This is a genomic window from Lacrimispora sp. (assembly GCF_046972725.1).
Classification (GTDB): domain Bacteria; phylum Bacillota; class Clostridia; order Lachnospirales; family Lachnospiraceae; genus Lacrimispora.
Map to the genome: position 1 here is coordinate 53,243 of NZ_JBKVXF010000004.1, position 19,688 is coordinate 72,930.

Annotated in this window: 18 protein-coding genes and 1 pseudogene; 12 read left to right on the forward strand and 7 right to left on the reverse strand. The window is 34.1% G+C overall.

Annotated features, from left to right (window positions below):
• Positions 1-41 precede the first annotated feature (41 nt).
• From ACLTWA_RS14330 to ACLTWA_RS14385, 12 genes are all read left to right on the forward strand, one after another.
• Positions 42-902, forward strand: coding sequence for a ParA family protein (locus tag ACLTWA_RS14330; RefSeq protein ID WP_412328585.1), 861 nt, complete (start codon positions 42-44; stop codon positions 900-902).
• Positions 903-914: 12 nt separating this feature from the next.
• The gene (locus tag ACLTWA_RS14335) at positions 915-2,321 is read left to right on the forward strand and encodes a hypothetical protein (RefSeq protein WP_412328586.1); all 1,407 of its coding nucleotides are present in this window, start codon (positions 915-917) and stop codon (positions 2,319-2,321) included.
• A 59-nt stretch (positions 2,322-2,380) separates the two neighbouring features.
• Positions 2,381-2,674, forward strand: a complete 294-nt coding sequence (locus ACLTWA_RS14340; protein ID WP_412328587.1) for an AbrB/MazE/SpoVT family DNA-binding domain-containing protein — start codon at positions 2,381-2,383, stop codon at positions 2,672-2,674.
• A 251-nt stretch (positions 2,675-2,925) separates the two neighbouring features.
• Entirely contained in the window at positions 2,926-3,225 is a 300-nt protein-coding gene (locus ACLTWA_RS14345) for a hypothetical protein (protein WP_412328588.1), read from the forward strand.
• Between the two features lie 437 nt (positions 3,226-3,662).
• Positions 3,663-4,124, forward strand: coding sequence for an XF1762 family protein (locus ACLTWA_RS14350; protein ID WP_412328589.1), 462 nt, complete (start codon positions 3,663-3,665; stop codon positions 4,122-4,124).
• A gap of 32 nt (positions 4,125-4,156) precedes the next feature.
• Positions 4,157-4,480 (forward strand): hypothetical protein, encoded by a 324-nt coding sequence (locus tag ACLTWA_RS14355; protein WP_412328590.1) that lies wholly within the window; start codon positions 4,157-4,159, stop codon positions 4,478-4,480.
• A gap of 145 nt (positions 4,481-4,625) precedes the next feature.
• Complete coding sequence (locus ACLTWA_RS14360; RefSeq protein ID WP_412328591.1) at positions 4,626-4,826, forward strand: hypothetical protein; 201 nt, start codon at positions 4,626-4,628, stop codon at positions 4,824-4,826.
• Positions 4,827-5,095: 269 nt separating this feature from the next.
• Positions 5,096-5,251, forward strand: a complete 156-nt coding sequence (locus ACLTWA_RS14365; RefSeq protein WP_412328592.1) for a ribbon-helix-helix protein, CopG family — start codon at positions 5,096-5,098, stop codon at positions 5,249-5,251.
• Positions 5,252-5,406: 155 nt separating this feature from the next.
• Positions 5,407-6,000 (forward strand): restriction endonuclease, encoded by a 594-nt coding sequence (locus ACLTWA_RS14370; RefSeq protein ID WP_412328593.1) that lies wholly within the window; start codon positions 5,407-5,409, stop codon positions 5,998-6,000.
• 89 nt (positions 6,001-6,089) lie between these two features.
• A complete protein-coding gene (locus ACLTWA_RS14375) occupies positions 6,090-7,211 on the forward strand; it encodes a DUF4317 domain-containing protein (RefSeq protein ID WP_412328594.1) in 1,122 nt (373 codons plus the stop codon).
• Positions 7,212-7,254: 43 nt separating this feature from the next.
• Positions 7,255-8,718 (forward strand): helix-turn-helix domain-containing protein, encoded by a 1,464-nt coding sequence (locus tag ACLTWA_RS14380; RefSeq protein ID WP_412328595.1) that lies wholly within the window; start codon positions 7,255-7,257, stop codon positions 8,716-8,718.
• A gap of 294 nt (positions 8,719-9,012) precedes the next feature.
• Positions 9,013-11,514, forward strand: a complete 2,502-nt coding sequence (locus tag ACLTWA_RS14385; protein WP_412328596.1) for an SIR2 family protein — start codon at positions 9,013-9,015, stop codon at positions 11,512-11,514.
• Between the two features lie 553 nt (positions 11,515-12,067).
• On the opposite strand, the gene tnpC is transcribed toward ACLTWA_RS14385, so the two are convergent.
• The 7 genes and pseudogenes from tnpC to ACLTWA_RS14420 form a co-directional block, all read right to left on the reverse strand.
• Complete coding sequence (gene tnpC, locus ACLTWA_RS14390; RefSeq protein WP_412328597.1) at positions 12,068-13,417, reverse strand: IS66 family transposase; 1,350 nt, start codon at positions 13,415-13,417, stop codon at positions 12,068-12,070.
• A 72-nt stretch (positions 13,418-13,489) separates the two neighbouring features.
• Positions 13,490-13,663, reverse strand: coding sequence for a hypothetical protein (locus ACLTWA_RS14395; protein WP_412328598.1), 174 nt, complete (start codon positions 13,661-13,663; stop codon positions 13,490-13,492).
• A 94-nt stretch (positions 13,664-13,757) separates the two neighbouring features.
• Positions 13,758-14,111 (reverse strand): annotated as a pseudogene (gene tnpB, locus ACLTWA_RS14400) (IS66 family insertion sequence element accessory protein TnpB).
• Entirely contained in the window at positions 14,105-14,470 is a 366-nt protein-coding gene (tnpA, locus tag ACLTWA_RS14405; RefSeq protein ID WP_412327642.1) for an IS66 family insertion sequence element accessory protein TnpA, read from the reverse strand. The pseudogene tnpB and the gene tnpA overlap by 7 nt, the downstream one beginning before the upstream one ends.
• Before the next feature lie 304 nt (positions 14,471-14,774).
• Positions 14,775-16,226 carry a hypothetical protein gene (locus ACLTWA_RS14410; RefSeq protein ID WP_412328599.1) on the reverse strand — a complete coding sequence of 484 codons (1,452 nt, stop codon included), beginning with the start codon at positions 16,224-16,226 and terminating at the stop codon, positions 14,775-14,777.
• A 1,137-nt stretch (positions 16,227-17,363) separates the two neighbouring features.
• On the reverse strand, positions 17,364-18,518 hold the full coding sequence (locus ACLTWA_RS14415; RefSeq protein ID WP_412328600.1) for a hypothetical protein: 1,155 nt from the start codon (positions 18,516-18,518) through the stop codon (positions 17,364-17,366).
• Between the two features lie 19 nt (positions 18,519-18,537).
• Entirely contained in the window at positions 18,538-19,572 is a 1,035-nt protein-coding gene (locus ACLTWA_RS14420) for a hypothetical protein (RefSeq protein ID WP_412328601.1), read from the reverse strand.
• Positions 19,573-19,688 lie beyond the last annotated feature (116 nt).

The window sequence follows — 19,688 nt, forward strand, 5'->3', positions numbered from 1 at the left end:
ATATTAGTTTCGTAAATTACATATACCAGGAGGATAAGAACATGGCAATTATCGGTAGCATTAACAGTAATAAGGGTGGAGTTGGCAAAACCACAACAACCGTAGTATTAGGCGAGCTTTTGGCTTCTTTAGGTAAGAAGACTCTGATTGTTGATCAGGACCCTCAGGGAAATACTTCTATGCAGTTCCATTTATTTCAAAAGGATAGTCCGGAGGTGGAGAACGGTATTCTCTTCCCTGAAAGTGATGATTATCATATTGCAGAGCTGTATCGATTTAGGTATCGCCAAGGAGAAGAGGTAAAAGCTCTAATAAGAAAAACCTATATTGAAAACCTTTATATACTGCCTAGTAGCCACAGGCATAAACTAACTCAGGATCTGGTGGTCAGTAATACAGGTAATAATAATACGATCTTAAAACGAGCATTAGCCACAGTGTCAGGAGAGTTTGATTATATATTAATTGATAATGCACCAGCAAATAATATCTTGACAGTAAACAGTATTTTTGCAGCAGACTTTATTATTATTCCAATCAAGTGTGAGCAGTACTCCTTTGAGGGATTACAGGAAACTTTAAAAAGTATTATCTATATAAAGGAAGAGCACGACTTGGAGACTCCTCAATTTCTGGGAGCGTTTATTACTCAGGCCAATGTTATTACAAATGCATTTAAGGAAACTAGTAAGACATTCTCAAAAAATATGAATAATATGTTTTTTGATACTGCTATCCGTCAGGATACCAAAATCAATGATATCGAAAGAGAATTTAAACCATTATTGACTTACCCAAATTCAAGAGCGTTGGGTGATTATTGTAATTTATTGTTAGAGATGGGAATTTTAGATACTCAATCTGAAAAAATTTTAAGAGAAAATATGAAGGAAGCAATGTAAGGAGGTTATTATATGCCAGTGCAAAAGTTTAAAGGACTTAGCTTTAGAGGAAGTGATGTAGCCAAGATACAGGAGGTGGTTACAGTATCTGATGAGAGAGGTAAAGCGAATACTGAAAATGATTTACAGGAGATAGTTGGAAAATTAAATGAGAAAAAGAGCAACGTCCCTTTTAATTTTAAAATTATCCCAAGGAAAAAAATTATATTTAATGAAAAGAATGATTACACTCAGGTTGATATAGAAAAACTTGCTGAGGGAATTTTGCATTTTGGATTAATACATAATCTGGAAGGTTACTATGACGAAGATAAAGACTTGTATGTTATTGAGTCCGGAGAGCGAAGAACAAGGGCGATTGATTACTTACTAGATAAATTTAAAAATTATGATAATACAGAGTCACAGGAGTATAAAGATTTTCTAGATAATGTAAAAGGCTTTGAGGCCGGATATCCTATTAATATAAAAAAGAATAAATATGCTGATAATGCTGATTTATCTGAATTGGATAAGATTGACAGTGAAATCAGGCTTATGGATGCTAATGAGGAGGTTCGGCCTAACAATCCACAGGACAAGTATAAGCGTGTAGCGAGGCGAGCTGAGTTAATTGAGAGACGTAATGCACTGCTTCCTTATAAAGACCGTGTAAACGTAAATAAAGAAGTAGGAGCAATGTTAGGAATGACTGAACGTCAGGTCCAAAAGTATAAGGGGATTGATTCTCTTATACCGGAACTAAAGGAGGAATTTTTAAGTAATAATATTACACTGGCGGAAGGGGCTAATTACTCTTCTCTTACGGAAGAAGAGCAACGAAATATATTGAAACTTATACAGGAGGGAAAGAAGGTATCTTTACAAGATATCAAAAAATTAAAGAAAGAAAAAGAAGCTGCTCAAACAGAACTAATCCATAAGGAAACTGAAATTAGTAAATTAAAAGAGGAGAGTGAGAAGCTACAGGAAAAGCATAAAAAAGAGCTGGAAAATATTAAGCAGGAACTTGATAAGGAGAAAGAAAAGATAAAGAGGCAAATTGAAGAAGAAATCCGTAGCAATAATCCTGATCGTGTTAGGGTAAAAGAACTAGAAGGAAAGCTTAAGGAAAAAGATGTTGCTCAACAAGATATAGATAAAAAATTAGATGAAAGTAATAAATTGCTGAAGCAAAAGCAAGATCAGATTGGAAAGTTAGAAACTGAATTAGAGAGTTTAAAAAACAAACCAGTACAGGATCTGGAGCGAATACGTCTTGAAGTAAAATTAACCTCTTCTTTGGAACAAACTGTCAATGCCACAAAAGAATTAAAAACTGCGCTCACCGCTTATAAGAAAGAAGGAAGCGGGGGCATTGATTATAGAGCAGATATAAACAAGATTATTAATGAACTGAATATTTTGGTTAAAGAGTAGATACGCCGGGTAATGGCTCTATTCATGGGCCATTACTCAGAAAGGAGAGTGCCAAATTTATGGATTCTAGTATTGTAAGAAAAATAGATAGACACGGTAGAATAGTATTGCCAAAAGATGTACGTATACATATGGGTGTAGAAGATGAGTCTCTCGTGGAAATTGTTCTTATCGAAGATGGTATTATAATAAAAAATTTTAAACCTGAGTCAGATTTATTAAAAGATATTAACGTATTGGATAGAACCCTTGAAGACTATATGAATGAACATGATGATGAGAAATCCAAGAGAGTGAGAGAACTTTTAGGCCAGGCCATGTTGTTACTAAAAAATATTATCTCAGATAATTAGCAATAAAACTTTAAGCCTAGTCTAAAGCCGTGGTTTAAAGAACTCCGGACAAGACCCATCTGGTTGAAAACCAGATGATCAATGTACGGCCGTGTATTGTAATCGGAATCAGCGAACATGTTGAAGTTAATAGAATCACAGTTAATCCTATAGAAATGTAACATGCCGCCGAGTAATAGATAGGAAAATGCAGTTGCATTATATGATTTGAGGACTGTAACAGGGGGGGCTTATTATTTATGGAGGCATAAATGAAACGAGAAAAAATAGTAAATGAGATAGCTATAGTTAGAAAACAGACAGAAGAAGTGTGCTTTCTAAAAGATGAACTTTTTGATAAAATTCAGGATGCTTTTTGCCTTATGGATGTGCCTTATGCTGGCATTAATGCAGATAATCTTTATGATGCGCTTAGTTGTTATATAGATTATGGTGAGGGAGATATTGATGATATAGCCTTAGCCATTAGTAAACTAAACCCGAATTTAGCGGAGGAAACTGAGCTCAAGATTTCCTCCACATTAATCAGTGCTTTGCGATTGAATTATTAAGTAACACAATCAATGCTTCGGTTTTTTCTCGATTCAGTGTATCAAGAATTACCGTTGAGCCTTTTACATATAAGTCAGCGAAGCGGTAATATTCGCGGACAGATAACAAAAAGGCTGCTGCAATATACTTGGCTGTTTTTGGCGAGTCGCAAGGGCAATCGCACAAAAATCGCGTATTAGAATGGTTTGTATATATTTTTTTAATATTAAACATTTTTCCTACCTCTTTTCATTGTTAATTATCACCATGGTTTCCAGCATGATATCACACAAAAAAAGAGATGTAAATAGTGAAAAAGCAAGTTTATGACAAATGTATACAAAAAAAGCTTCAATTATATATTATGTATTTTGATATACAAAATGCACAAAGAATAGATGCCGAAAGTCTGTGTAAGTATTCGTGAAAGTGCACAATAAAATAAGGAGATGGGAAGATGTTGGAACTGGTTCCGGTGAGTTTGAAAGAAGCAAATGCCTTTGTAGAGCAGTGCCACAGGCACCATAAACCAGTTGTGGGCCATAAATTTTCTGTTGCGGCGGCAGATATGGAAAAAGAAGATGGTTCACAAATTGTAGGCGTTGCCATAGTTGGCCGTCCGGTAAGCCGGTATCTTGACGATGGGTGGACCTTGGAAGTAAACCGCCTTTGTACTGATGGAACACATAATGCTTGTAGTTTTCTCTATGCCGCCGCATGGAGAGCAGCCCGGAACAGGGGGTATAAGAGGTTGGTTACATATATTCTTGATACGGAGACAGGGGCAAGTTTAACGGCGGCAGGTTGGAAATGCATCGGGGAAGCTGGTGGCAAGCGTTGGACTGGGATACGAAAACCGGAAGTTGACTTATACCCAGCGCAGATGAAATTAAGGTTCGAAGTAAGCTTGCAAAATTAGAAATTTCCCGGAATACAGGGGAAAGGAGATATATGCAAAAGTATGAAATTTCAAACTGGGGAAATGAGTACAGTAATCAAAAATATCCGTTACATATTGATAGAGTTGAATTTATTGATTTTCCTTCGGAAAAATGGCCAAATGGAGCAATTCAAATATCATGCATAACAGATGATGGTCATTGGGTGTCTGGTCTTCTTAAGTGTCATATTTCCAAAAAGGGAAGATATGCGGTCTGGGGCAAACACAGAATCTATGAAGGGTATCGTGGAGGTGTTGAACTGATAGGTGTCCCATATGGGGCGCAAGAAGGACTAAAATCACTTGCCGATATGTACGGATCTATAATCACGTAAACTGAAATTTAAAAGAATTATTGTTCCTTGAAAATTCAATATTAGTCAGTAGAAATTATTTTTATTATTCTCAAAATTTAAGCATTGACAGTACGGCAATGCCGTATCATTATAAATACATAATAAAAGAGCGGAGGAAATAAAAATGAAAAGATATGGCAAGGAATACATAATTGATGGTGTGTTGATGGAAATTATTTCAGCATACATGGACAATGAATTAAAAGAACAGGTCCACATTGAATTGGCACCATGCGAACCAGAGGAATTTTTGTCACGGTATATTGAATTGGATCCTGGATTCGAAGAACTGCTGAAAGGAAGATTTAAAATTTCCTTTAATTGATGTTAAATCTATTCGGGAAAAGACTATACTAAGTCAATCCGAATTCTTCGAAAAGTACAATATACCAGTTGGTACTATTCGAGATTGGGAGTAGGAAGGAAGGCAGTGCCCCGATTATGTAATTGAGTTATTAAATTTCGAAGTTGAATACTATTAAAAAAACAAAACTACTGGCTAATATTATGTCGGTAGTTTTTTGTTGCATTAAATCTGGTAAACGAAGATAAAAAAACTTTATGATGTGATACACAGGGAAAGGAGCGTACTAAATGGCAAGACCAAAGAAAGCAGAAGGTGAGAAATACATAAGGCAGGATATAAGCATGGACCCGGAGCAGTTTAAGAAGTTGTTGGATCATTGTCAGAAGGAAGAACGCTCCATTTCCTGGGTGATTCGTAAGGCGTTGAAAGCGTATTTGCAATAGAGTTTCTTCTATAACAATGCGTAACGCTACACAACAAAACGAAGATTGTCCAAGCTCAGAGGTTCTTCCGGGCGAGCCAGAGTTGCTGGTGAGCATAAGATTCAAGGACAGCTTTATTTTGAATAAACAATTAGATAGAATGGAGGTTAATTTGTTTGACCAAAAGGCGTTATTGCAGTAGAGATAAAAAACAAAATTTGAAAGAATTTATATTACAAGTACTTGCTTTAGAAGGATTTTTTATGTTTTATCAGATTTATCTTATAGATGGAAAATATACAATTTTACTTTCGATGTTAATTTTTATTACCATAATTATTTTTATTATTCTTCTTCTGAGTGGATTTCTTATTAAATGGAAAAAGAAACAGTTTTATTTATACAGCGACATAAAAAAAATTGACCATCTTTCCGGAATAGAGTTTGAAGAATATTTAGCTGCTCACTTTAGAAAGAACGGCTATAAAGTTTTCACAACACCTAAAACTAATGATTATGGCGCAGATCTGATTATAAAAAAGAATGGAGAAAAGGTGGTAGTTCAAGCTAAACGCTATAAAGGAAGAATATCAAACAGTGCGGTGCAGGAGGTCATGGGAGCCATTGGCTACTATAATGCAGATCGAGGAATGGTTATAACGAATTCGTTCTTTACAGCCAATGCAACAGAACTTGGTAAAAAATGCAACGTAGAATTGTGGGATAGAAATACACTTATACATAAATTTAAAATCACAGAGAGTAGGTAATGTCGTCGTTATACCTAAATATTGTATGTTGGCACAGCAAACTTAATTTACGATAAGAGTCAGATACAACTTATACAAAGGAGAAAGAAATGAAAAGAAAAGAAGTTAGTGAAATTAAAAAAACTTTTAACCCTACTAATTGTTGCATTAGTCGAATTTGCAGCTGCTATGTAGATTCTGAAAAAAACAAGAGAACAGAGCTTAAAGAAGCTTTTCTGTCCCTTCCGGAAGAAGAGACTTTTAAATATTTCAACATTTTTAAAAGTGCCTTATCTGGCTCTATCGGTAAAAATATGGTGAATATGAAATTTCCACTTTTTACGGAAGAAGAGGGTGGAACCCAGAATTTCTTATTGAAACTTCGGGATAGCCAGTTAAAGGATGACGCACTTATCGAAGCTTTTTACGACAAGGTAATCGGAAGCTACGATTACGGAGAGAATTATTACATCATCCTCATTCACTGTGCTTATGATATTCCCGCAAAATCCTTAGATGGCTTGGAGATGTATGATGCTTCTGATTTTGTATTCGAATTCATTCAGTGCACCATATGTCCTGTAAAATTATCAAAAGCAGGGCTTTGCTATAATTCAGAATTAAATACAATTGAAAACAGATGTAGGGACTGGCTTGTTGAAGCTCCGGATACCGGCTTTGTTTTTCCTGCATTTACTAATCGTAATACAGACATTCATGGTCTACTTTATTATACCAAGAACCCGGAGCAAATACCGGAGCGGTTGATTGATGAGTTATTAGGCTGCAAGATTCCAATGTCTGCCAAGAATCAAAAAGAAACCTTTCAACTGATAGTAAAGGAAACTCTGGGAGAAAATTGCAATTTTGAAATAGTGAAAAAAATTCATGATAGCATAAATGAAATGTTAGAAGAGACTAAGGATGAATCAGTACCCTTTACCCTGGATAAGTACCAGATGAAAAAACTATTGGAGAAAAACGGTGCCAGTCAGGAAAATCTTAAAGATTTTGATCAGCGATTCCAGGAAAGTCAGGTAGATGAGTTTCCTGTTTTTATGGCCTCCAATGTGGCCAATACAAATAGTTTTGAAATTAAGACATCGGACGTAAGCATAAAGGTTGCTCCAGACAAGTCTTATTTGGTAAGGAAGCAGTTTGTAAATGGCCAGTCTTGCATTGTGATTGAGGCTAGTGGACATGTTGAAATTAATGGTATTGCAGTGATATAAATAAGCTTAGAAGGCATTTTGGATAACGGAAGTAGGTGAGAAAATGGCTGAGATACAAGATATTTTAAAGATAGAGGGTGTAGGTGCTAAAGGTGGAGGAATACTGCCTAAATATGTGATGTTAGATCCTGATCTAACTTTGGAAGCAAAATGCATTTATACCTATTTTGCTAGTCTTGCTGGCAATGGAACAACCGTTTTTCCTAGCCGGGATACAATAGTAAAATATCTTGGGATCAATAAGGACACATATTATAAGCACATTAAAATGCTTATCGAGCAAAACTATGTTGTCACAAAACAGGAGAACTCTTCAAATGGCTTTAAGAAAAATGTTTATACTCTTGTTTCAAATCCTAAAAAGTTTGAATCCTCATCTTCATCGCTTACAAATGGTGATGCTACTTTTAGTAGAATACGGTTTGGCGGATTAAAGTCAGCGGGATATGGTTGGATGCCATACATGGTTATGACGGATCAAAGATTAAATATTAAAGCAAAAGGTATATACGCTTATTTTTGTGTATGGACAGGAAGTGGAAATAGTGCATTCCCAAGTAAAGACAACATATTGAAGGACCTTGGTATTAGTCATAATACATATCAACGTTATTATAAGCAGCTCATTGACTACAATTATGTTACAGTCATTCAGAGGCGTGATAGTGGCCGTATGGCTGTAAATGATTATTATTTAAATGATAATCCTAATGTAGATAGTTTACCGAATACCAAAATTTCGGACACGGGAAATGTTGGACCGGATACCAAAATTTCGGACACGGAAATATCACCGAGTACCAAAATTTCGGACACGCTAGATATTGAGGAAAGAAACATTATGGCACAACATATAGAAATTACACCACCGGATACCAAAATTTCGGACACGGGAAGTGGAGCACCGGATACCAAAATTTCGGATACCGAGATTTCGGACATTAACATAAACAGTAATTTAACCATAAACAAAATAATATCATCCTCATCCTCTAATGTTGTTTATGAAATGAACATAGATGAATTGGCAAAGCTAATTAAGACAGTTCATCTGGAAGACCTTTTTGAAGAGGAGGAGGAGAGAAACAAATATTCAGAGATCTATGAAATATTTATTACCACACTGCATGATTTATGCTATATTAGTCATATGCAATATAGTGGGTTAAGTATAAGCAATGTACAAATCATGGATAAATTGAGAACTGTCATTGGTAAGCAGTATTTTTATGATTTTTGCAAAAGAGTTATTAGCGATTATTATTATGCCAAAACAACCAGGGAGATAAAAAGCGTTATCCAGTATATGAGATCGTGTATTTATAATGTCATGCTTTTGGGTGATGGATTAAAGATTGAAACGGACATAAACCGTAAAGAACGTGATATTAGAGGTCTGAGCCATCAAGAAAAGAAAAATGCTTTTCAAAGCTTTCCTCAAAGAGATTTTGATTATGATTCGTTGGTACTTGCTGAAATAAATAAGGGATTTAACTCTGCCAAGTAAACCCCTTATGTAATAAAAAGCTGGACATTATAGTTATTTTGTCCAGAAAGTATCCACTTATAATTTTATACTATTTTTGATAAAATGCAATAGATTTTTTATTAATATAAATTTTTAATTAGAAGAGGTATAGTATTATGGCAAATTCTCACTGAATGTGATAAGATGGAATTGTATATATTTTAAAGTAAGAAAGTATCGTATTTTTAATAAAATAATATTGCATCACATTTGGTAATATACTTTTTAGATATGAGTAGTGGTAATCCCATAAAAAGTGTAGAAGGGGGACGTATGATTGAAAATAGGCGAATAAGAATTTATGATTTTTCAATAGCTGAAGACAAGGAGGTTTGGATTTCAAAATTAAATTCCTTGATGAATATAGGAAATCTAGTTCCAGTAATAGGAGCAGGTTTTACAAAAGAGTTGAGGACCCATAATGGAGTGGTGCCTTCCGTGGATGAATTAAAAAGAGAAATGGTATCTATTATGAGTAGTATTGAAAAAAGTGATGAATCAGAGTTTAAGGAAATACCTTTACCTAATTTGGCTGATGAATTATGGGATTATTTAGACGCTGAGGAAAATTACAAATATAAAGAAAGATTTAGAGACTACATTGATATAAATTTTACTAAGGTATTTGATATCGATCAATCAAGGCGCCATTTTTTAAATTCTCGTTGGAAAACAATTTTTACATTAAATTATGATGATGCAATTGAGAACACACTTGATATTGATGTGGTAGTACCTTATGATAAGTATTCAGTACGGAATGATAAAAATAGTGTTATAAAATTGCATGGTGATGCTAAACGTTATGTTACTACCGGAGATTCAAAATATTGTGTTTTGGGAAAACGACAATATGTTAATTTAATAAAAAGTAGCGATAATAAAGATATACTTAACGTAATGGAAAGTGCATTCTTTTCTAAAAGTATATTATTCATTGGGTGTAGCCTTGATGATGAATTAGATATTCTATATTCGGCAGGAACCCAATTGGAAGTAAAAGCTAAAAGGAATGATCAACACCATATTATATATGTGCTATTTGATGAGCAAAAAGATATAAACACGATAAAATTTAAAGAATATGGAATAACAGATATTATAAAAGTAGATGACAATTCAATTATAGAATTATATGAGTCTATACACTTAATTAGCAAAGAAAACGAGGTTCTTCGTAAAAAAGATTTACTTGGTGAGTTTACAGATATTAGACTTGAATACTTAGACGAACGAAATGATAAAAATCTTGATTATTTATTTTATAACGATAGAGTAGATATTAATAACGGTGTAATTAAATATCCGGGTTTTTTTATCGAACGTCATTGCGGAGAAGAAATAACAAAAAATATATTAGAAAATAAATATACATTAAATATAGTTTCTGGAACTAATTTTAGTGGAAAAACATATGTGTTATTACAAATACTGAAAGCAATTGAAAACAATAAGGTTTATTACTTTCCATCATCTATAGAGTTGGGTGATAATGTAATTATGAGTTTACCAGAGAGAAAAAATGTCATTTATTTAATAGATGATAAAGTAATTGATTTTGAGCAATATAGAGATAGAATAATACCATTATTAGATGTCTTTAAAGAAAATAATATTAAATTAGTATTGGCCGTGAATAAAAGCGATATGGATTTTTATAAATACTATAAAGACAATAAGGATATACCTAATAAAAACGTAAAGTTTTATGAACTTCAAAATAAGTTTAATGAAAAAGAACGATGTTTATTTAATAATAAAATTGGTAATATTAGTTTAGCGCCCTACAAGGAAAATGATACTATATTAGACTATTTATTCCGAGTTGACGATAATACTTTGAAGAATAAACGAAAATCAATTTTACCTAAGGTAAATTTTTTACGTAATGAATGTGAAAAGGAAGTTCGAGCACTTATTATCCTGGCTACTAAAGGTGCCATAAGTTCACAAGTGTCTGTGGATCTAGGAATTGATGACGTTTTATATGATTTAGCTACTGAATTTTCTATATCGATACAGAAGGACTATCTCTCAGAACTTGAAAAAGTTGAGAATAAACATTCTGGTTTTAAATTCATACTAAATTCAAATTACTGGGCAGTAAAGTGCCTTGCTGGTTTTGCAAATAATACTTATAATCATAAAACAATTGTAAAGTCATATTGTAACATAATAAATACATATTCTAATTCCGAAAATTTACAAGTAAGAAATCGGTTAAAAGAATATTACATGTTAGATAAAATTCAATTGCTTTTCTCAAACCATGACACCAAAGGAACAGTTAGGCTTCCATATTTAATTTATGAAGGGCTTCATTCTACTCTAAATTATAATTTTCAATTTCTTCATCAAGAAGCAAAGTGTGAACTGCGTATGGCAAAAAGAGAAAAAACTTGCGAAAAAGTTAGAGAGATTCTTGAATTATCATATAGAAATATTGTTAGAGCACTAGGTTTAGCTGAAGAGGTTAATTCATACAAAATAGAATATACAATAGCTCATATGAAGGTAACAAAGGCGTTAATTCTAATAAATTATATACTTACAGGAGAAATTGAACAGTTTTATGATACCGTTGATGCTTGTTACGATGCATTTGTTATAGGTGAAAGTTTATGCCCACAATTAGAAAAAGAAGAATTAAAGGATGTAAAAAGTTTTATAGAAAATAATTGGGGGGAGAAGCTAAATGAGAGAAAAGATATTGAGAATAAATTTAATGAATTGTATACAAGATACATGAGAAGACCCAGTTGGAGAATTGGGTGAAGGGAGAATCAAATATAGCTAGGAATAAGTGTTGCAGGGGAACTCTTTAAAATGCAATGAATTAAATACACCTCCGTTTAGTTCTATAATCCAGAATGACAAAGAAAACTGATAAGAGGAACTGAGTTCTGTTCGTGGAGGGAAGGTTCAAGTCGGAGTTAGGAGGAGAGAAAACGGAACTGAGTTCTGTTCATGAAACCAGAGGATTTGATCTAAACCAAGAATAGAGGGAACGGAACTGAGTTCCGTTCATAGAACTAAAGTAATCTTGCCAAAACCGGAAAGAGAGATAACTGAACTAAGTTCCATCCTACTCGAATATCCATAATCTTTACGGTAAATGCGCTCAACTTCCTGAGTGGAAGGCGAGAAATCAGAGAAAAAAGTTCTAGTACAAAACAGGCAGTATTGTGAATAAAGACTTAGGGCGAAAAGAATGCCTCCGGAATGCATGGAGACATCCTTTCCGCCCTAAGTGATTCTCTGCTTTTCTTCGTAAGCGCTACATAAAATAGCGTATTGCTTTTTCCGATTTTTCATTTCAATGAAAAAATTATACATTACCATTTTCCAAGCTACAGGATTGCTTCATTGCTTCTGACCATGGCATCAGTTCTTCTAAGATACTATCGGGCTCATTTGTGTAGTCCAGCATCTTGGCCATTACTGTTTCCAGGTAAAGACGGATGTTCAATCCATTCGCTTTTGCTGTTTCTGCAAGTGTATATACTACAGCACTTGCTCTGGCACCTTTTACCGTGTCATGAAACAGGAAGTTCTTTCTTCCCATGACATATGATTTTACTGCTCGTTCCGCTGCATTATTACTAATAGAGCATCTTCCATCCTGAAGATAGTTCTCCATATAAGGGCGTTGGTTTTTGGCATAGGTAATAGCCTTGGCAAGCTTTGATCCGCCAAGGGCATTCATTCCATCAATCCATTTCCAGAATGCGTCAAGAACTGGTCGTTCTCTCTCAAGACGCTGCTTCCGGCGTTCTTCTGGTTCTAAATCTTTCAGAGTTTTTTCAATCTGAAAGAGCTGTTCGCAGTAAGCATACCCGATATATGCTGGTGAGGCTTTGGCACTTGCTCCCTTTACCTTAGGGATTGCTTCGAACATATATCTTCGAAGATGCGCCCAGCATCCGCACCTGATGATATCCGTCAATCGGTTGTATCCGCTGAATCCATCCGTATGAACGAAGCCATGGAAGTCCGCAAGGAACTTTGCTGCATGATAACCGCCTCTTGATGGCTGATATTCATAGATCACAATCCGGTGTTCCTCAAAAGCACCGCTGGTATACAGCCATATATAAGACTTTGATTCCGGAGTCTTATCGTCTTCATGAAGTACCTGACAGGTAGTTTCATCTGCATGTATGACGGACTGCTTAAGAAGATACTCATGAAGCTTGTTATAAACAGGTTCAAGATATACCTGGGCACAGGTATTGAACCAGCTGGCCATCGTACCCCGGTTCAGCTTGACACCAAGCTGTTCCCAGTCTTTTTCCTGACGATAGAATGGCTGACAGTTGATGCATTTCTGGTACATGATAAAAGCAACCGCAGAAGCAGAGGCTCTGCTATGACTGATCAGTGGCGCTGGAACCGGAGCTTTCTCGATCGTTGCTTCCCCATCATCACGACATACCGGACAGGCATAGCTGTGTTGTACATACTGAACACGCTCGACTTTGGCTTGCGTAATTCGGATCTCTTCACGAACCACCTTGGAACCGATATCCTCCATTTTAGTATTACAGTAAGGACAGTTAAGTGCATCACCTTTCAGCTCAATATCAATCGTTGTAACGGGAACATACCTGGCCAGTTCTTCATGGGTTGCACGAGATTTCTTCTTCTCGTGAGAAGCTACGCTGATTGTTTCAGGCACCTGGACTGGTTCGTCAATTAAAAGCGGATCAAACAGACTAAGCTGTCCATCAATACATGGAACATTCGCTGATTACTCACTGGAAATACCGAAAATCTTTCGTTTTAATTCATTGATTGTTTCCGTGAGGTTTGCAATGGTCTGATTCAGTTGTTCCATCTGACGATCTTTCGATTCAAGCTGTTTGAGCAGATGATTGATGAGTTCATTCGTATTAAGATCTTCCGCTTTCCCAGATGTTTCCATGACCATGCACCTCCTAAAATGATGTAATAATTATACTACAAAACGAGTTATAATACCAGCAAATAGGCCAGCTTGCATTCATTTCATCAGATACCTAGAAGGGCTTTTTTATAGTTGATTTGATTGCCTTTGGCTGGCTGATGGACAGGCCTTCCATAAGCCAGCGGAATTCCTGTCTTGTAAGGTTCTGGACATCACAAGAATTACGTGGCCACTGGAAACGGCCGGCATCTAATCGTTTGTAAAGAAGTACAAAACCATCTTTATCAAAGTGCAGTGCCTTCAGCCTGTCACATCTTTTTCAACAGAAGAGAAACAGCGAATTGCTGTAAGGATCCAACTCGAAGGAATCCCGGACAATCGCCATGAGACCATCAATGCTGCGCCTCATATCCGTGTAGCCACAGACCAGGTAAATCTTGGCCACGCCGGAGAGATCACCTAACACAGCTGCTGCAACGCAGAAAGCGTTGCTCTGATCATGGCGGCATCTGCACCATGACTGATTGCCATAACGATACCATGAAATTCAAGACGGATTGCGATGGAATCCGGCGGATTGTTAGGAGTGACTATTTTTGTTTCAGACAATTCATTGTAGTGAACTGGTACAACTTCCTGCTTCGCTACAACCTTTGGAACTGATGCCGGTACAGCAGATGCCTTCCTACGCAGTCTTTTGATGTTGTAATAAAAAGAGCTGGTAGATATGCCATTCTGATGACACCATGCATAATCAGATAAGCCGCTAACGCGGCATTTCTGGATGCAGTCCAGCCAGTATTGATCTTTTTGAGCTTTTGTCATTGATTAAATCCTCCAAGAAATAGTTGGAGTAAAATGATGCAAAAGTTTGATATAAATAGCAGTGAAATGCTACAACCTTTACCGTTCAAGATCAGAACCTAGAGTGATTTACTCCAACTATCCTAATCTTACAGCAAGGAAGAGAAAATGACACTACGGTAGATTATGTAGCGCTTACTTTTCTTCACACCGAAGGAGCGTCAATGCCTTGACACTATCTACAACATAGATATAAGACAAGCGAGGATATGAACCTAGAAAAACGGCCTATAATTAAATAAAAAATGTGGTTCTCATTAATAAATTAGATATAAGGCGTAAAATCTCTTTGTTTACTGATTGAGGCGGCTTCACCAGCAATTTTTTCATTTTCATCTTTCTCTATTTTGCTGATCCACTTTCCTCTTAGCTCTAAGATATTAAAAATTGATTTAAAAGTATTTTTTATATTTTGGTCATCATAAAAAATCATACCTTTAAATATATTAGTTAAATATTCCTTCGATAATTTTTTATATAGCTCTTCTTGAAATATTGTATTATTGCTATACTTATTTTTCTTTTTTTCTAATGCTAGTCGTTTATAATATAATTGATCTGTTACTCGGGAAATTTCTATACAATACCCTATTTCTTTTAAAATATAATTTAATCGGTCTAAAATGGAAGCAATATTTGAATTTGAAGCATTTATGAAATTTATTGATAAATCATTTCTATCAAATTTAAATTTATTACTAGTTAAACACTTACAACCGATATTTTGCATAAACCATTCTAAGCTCACTTCAAAATATAAACCATCTTGAAAATTTATATTTTTGATTTCAAATGTTATATTATTACCATTTAATTTTATTATTTTTATATCAGGATCAATATTGCGTTTTTGAAAATCAACTAAATGTTTTTGTATAAAAGTCGGTTCTAAAACATAGCTTAATGTATCCTCAGAGAGCATACCATTGTTTTTGGAAATCTTCTCCCAGACATCATAGTTCTTTTCTTTTATCCATTTACCAACAATCTTGTTACAGGTTAGTCTATACCTTTTGCTTTTTTTGAAAAAAGCAGCAGCATCATTCCATAGAGTTTTATGCTTAGACTTTAATTCGTTGTACTTAATTTCTATTTCTTTTAAATCGCCTCCATTGCTAATATAATTAGTTTTTATGTAATTTAAATTATATAGTGAATTTTCAATATTTGAATATAAATCAAAGGGTAGAACTACATCTATAGATTTAAATTTATTTTCTGCGTCTCTAACAAAATTCAGCTCGGGTAATTCTATTTGTTCAAATTCAATAATTCTTTTTTCTTTCATCATTTTTTTGTCGATATCTTTTTTGTGCCTTACTAGTTCTTTAATATTTTCAATGCCATTAAAATGTTTGATACAATCTGATCCTACATGTAATTCGTTTCCATTAGTGTTATTTTTAATATAGAATACCCACCTGTTTAGGTGATTGCAAAGTTGGCATCTTACATCTCCTGTTGCTTCATCATTACAGCCAATTCCAGACCACTCTTCCTTTATGTTGTCAATTAACATTTTTTTGTTATTTAAGATAACTACCTTGGCCTTTTCATCAAATATGGTATTATTCAAATCTTTATCGGATACTTTTTTAAACTGTTGTAATGCAGAAAATAAATTACCATAGATATCTAGATTTTTTGCTGTATCGCTATTTTTAATTAAGATAACTTCATCCTGCCGGATTAATAATTTTGAGATTGATTTTTCCAAGAAAATACCTCCTATCCACATATCGAACGAGTGTTTGCATTTATTATACTACATCCTTATAAAAATGTCACTATATCTATAAAGCAAAAACTAATAATAGAATCATATGTGTTTTAGTATAGATGGAATTAAATTTTGTGAAGGGGAATAAGGGAATAACTGAGTTTTGCTCGTGGAGTTAAGGTTCTGTTCGAATAGCAGGGTTTAGATCAGGGCTAAGAGAAGAGATAGCGGAACTGAGTTCCGTTCATAAGGAGTGAGGCTTTGGTGAAAGCTGGGAAGAGAGTTAACAGAATTGAGTTCGATTCGTGAGGAGTAAGGCTTTGATTGAATCCAGGAAGAGAGTAAGCGGAACTGAGTTTTGTTCATAAGGAGTGAGGCTCTGGTGGAAGTTGGAAAGAGAGGTAACGGAACCGAGTTCCGTTCATGAGAAGTAGGAATCTGATTGAATCTAGGAAGAGAGGAAGCGAAACTGAGTTCCGTTTGTGGAGTTTGCTGTATATCCATAATAATGACGGTAGGAGACTGGAGAGAAAAAATTTGTCATAAAAAGCAGCCGGTGGTATGGTAAAAAAGTTCGGATCAAAAGAATGTCTTCGAAAAACATGGATACATTTTTTCGCCTTGGTAATTCTTTGGCATTAGTATAGCATCATGGATATGTAGGTAAGACGGCCAACTAAGCATGGAGAAAACCGTTCGTAACAATCCGATGAAGTGGCTATCAGATAGTTATAAACAATTTCCCCCACCTTCTAAGAGCGGCAGCCTTCCCCACATATCCACAATGCCTACGACGAAAAAAGCAAGGGGATTTCGCCCCCGCTACGCTTTTACGACAAGGGTCGTCCCACCCTTGACTCCCCCCAAAAATTTTTGCAAAAATACGTGCAAACTTTATGGCAGGAATATGATCCAGATGGGTAAAGGAAGCTGAAGAGCAGAATTGAGTTCCGTTCGTGGGGTTAACGTTCAAGTCGGAGCCTGGAAGAAACACAGTGGAACTGAGTTCTGTTCAGGGGATATGGTCATTTTTTTACACTTACAAGAAGATATTGAAGTTTATATTTTACTTAGAAGCATGTAAATAGGTTATTGGTTATTTTTAAGCAGTTTAACGGTTCTTTTGTTGCTCTATTATTTTGTATAAAAGTAATCCATTATAATTGAGCACAACCTTATATAATAATCACTTCCCACATTTCCAGATTTTATTAGAGCAAAATAATCATCAACCTGATTTATCTCTGCATTATATGATTCTTTACTAATTTCTTGTGTTGTATAACTATTACTGTAATGAAAAATTTTTAAATATCGCTCTTCTTTATTAATTACCTTGAAATAGAATACTATTCCATATTGGTCACACGTCCTTAGTCCATTCTTATCAAATTTATATCCTTTACGATATATATTTCTATTTAAACTTATATCATAAAATTGGTTGCATTTATAGCTTTTGCAAACATAAAAGCCACTACTGGATCTAAAAGCAAAATACATCCTATCTGATACTATCTTGATTCCCTTATTTCCAATAAAAAATTGGAGATTAAAAGTTTTTTCTTTTAAATTAATATTAGTATTAATGTCTTTTATATCAATTGAATTTTTAAGGTTTTTAATACTTTCTAAGCTTACCATCTTATTAAGTGTATAATCATCTTCCTTAATTGTTATATTGCTTAATCTAAACTGTCTATCATCATTTATGTTATCGTAGTTAAGAGCATACTTATATACAATTGCAGCATATTCAGTAAAATAAAATCTGTTACTCTTTTCTTTTTCATTATAAGTCTTTTGAATTAATCCATACTGAATCAGACTAAATATAGTTATAGTATTCTCTCTTTCAGTAATTTCTTTACCTATATTTTCTTTTATATATCTTAGCTCTGATGCTGTGCAGTAATATATAGTTTTAAAGATTTTTTCATAAATATCTATATCTATATTACTCTTAACCCTTGCATTACATAACATTGCAAAATGTATAATTTTATCTTCTTCATCAAGCTGATTTAACTTTGAAAGTAAATTCGAAAAGAAAACATGACTATCTAAATCATTTCCAAATAATATTCTTTTATCAAATGCAGCTTCAACATTATTTGTTAATTTTCCACCATATGTTATAAATTTAGCTAATTTAGTAAGCATAATTTTGTCATAAAGAGATTTTGTGGTTTTGGCCATTTTATACACACTACTTATTATTTCAATACTGCCATTTTCGAAAATAGTATCTAATATATCTCCTATTCCTAAAACTGTTTCTTCTGCCATATTATCCTCCTTATATTTTTTATACCATTATTTCATCAAGTTTTATCTGATTATTATTTGAAATAATAAAATCTTGTAGTCCATTTACTAACTGTTCTGATTTTATAATACTGTCTTTATTAAGCAATGATTTTATATCTGAACGAAATATGTATTTCATAATACCATTATCCAGACTATTTGATAATGTACTATTAAAATCTCGTATATCAAACATTCCGGAAAAGTGTCCAGCTAATAATTTGAAATACCAGTTACATTCATTCATCATATCATAATCAAAGTCCATTATAGACCTTACATACAGATTTGAATTATTACTTGCTAAATACCCATACAGCTCATTTATATCCCTATTCAGGTCAAAATAAATGATTGGTGAGAACCTATACTTTTCTTCGTTCCAACCAATGTTTTTATAATGTGTAGATGACTTAATCTGTAATCTTGCCATCTGTTCGTATTCTGTATATGGTATTCTGGCTTGTAATATCTTCTCATTATGTTTCTTATTACACCAAATGATATCTTTATTTACATGATTTGGTTCATTCACAAACAGATTAGGCTTATAGCTTACAATACCATGTTCTGTTACCATAACAATTCTTGAATGAGATGGCGAAAATGGTGTGTATTCATCGTAAGCAATATCATATACTGTATTTATATCCTCTTTAAAACAAGCATAATTAATACACTTTATATTGATGGTGGTTTTTCTCTTACAATTGTCAATGATAATGCATTCACATATGTTTCCAATCATCAACATTATTTTTCTTAAATATTTTGATACCAATCGTCTAGCGTTATCTCCTAAATTGTTATAGGCCTTATGGGCACTTTCTTGTATCTTTTTATCGGATAGGTCCCCCATTGTACATACAATTAATTTAACCCACTTATGTTCATCTTTATCTAAATTTAACCCAAAGTTATTTAAACGAATTTGATAATCGTCTAAATATCTCAAAAGTTGTTCTCTATAGATTTGGACTTCTAATACCTTTTTTTTTTCTGGTAATAGAATACTGCTGGCTTCAACCATCATAATATCACCACTTTCTTTTTTTATAATAATTTTATTATACATCAAATAAGGATTGCCTTAAAGACAAAAAATGTAAGTCTTTTGGCCTGGATAATTATAAGAATGAGGTTAAGTCT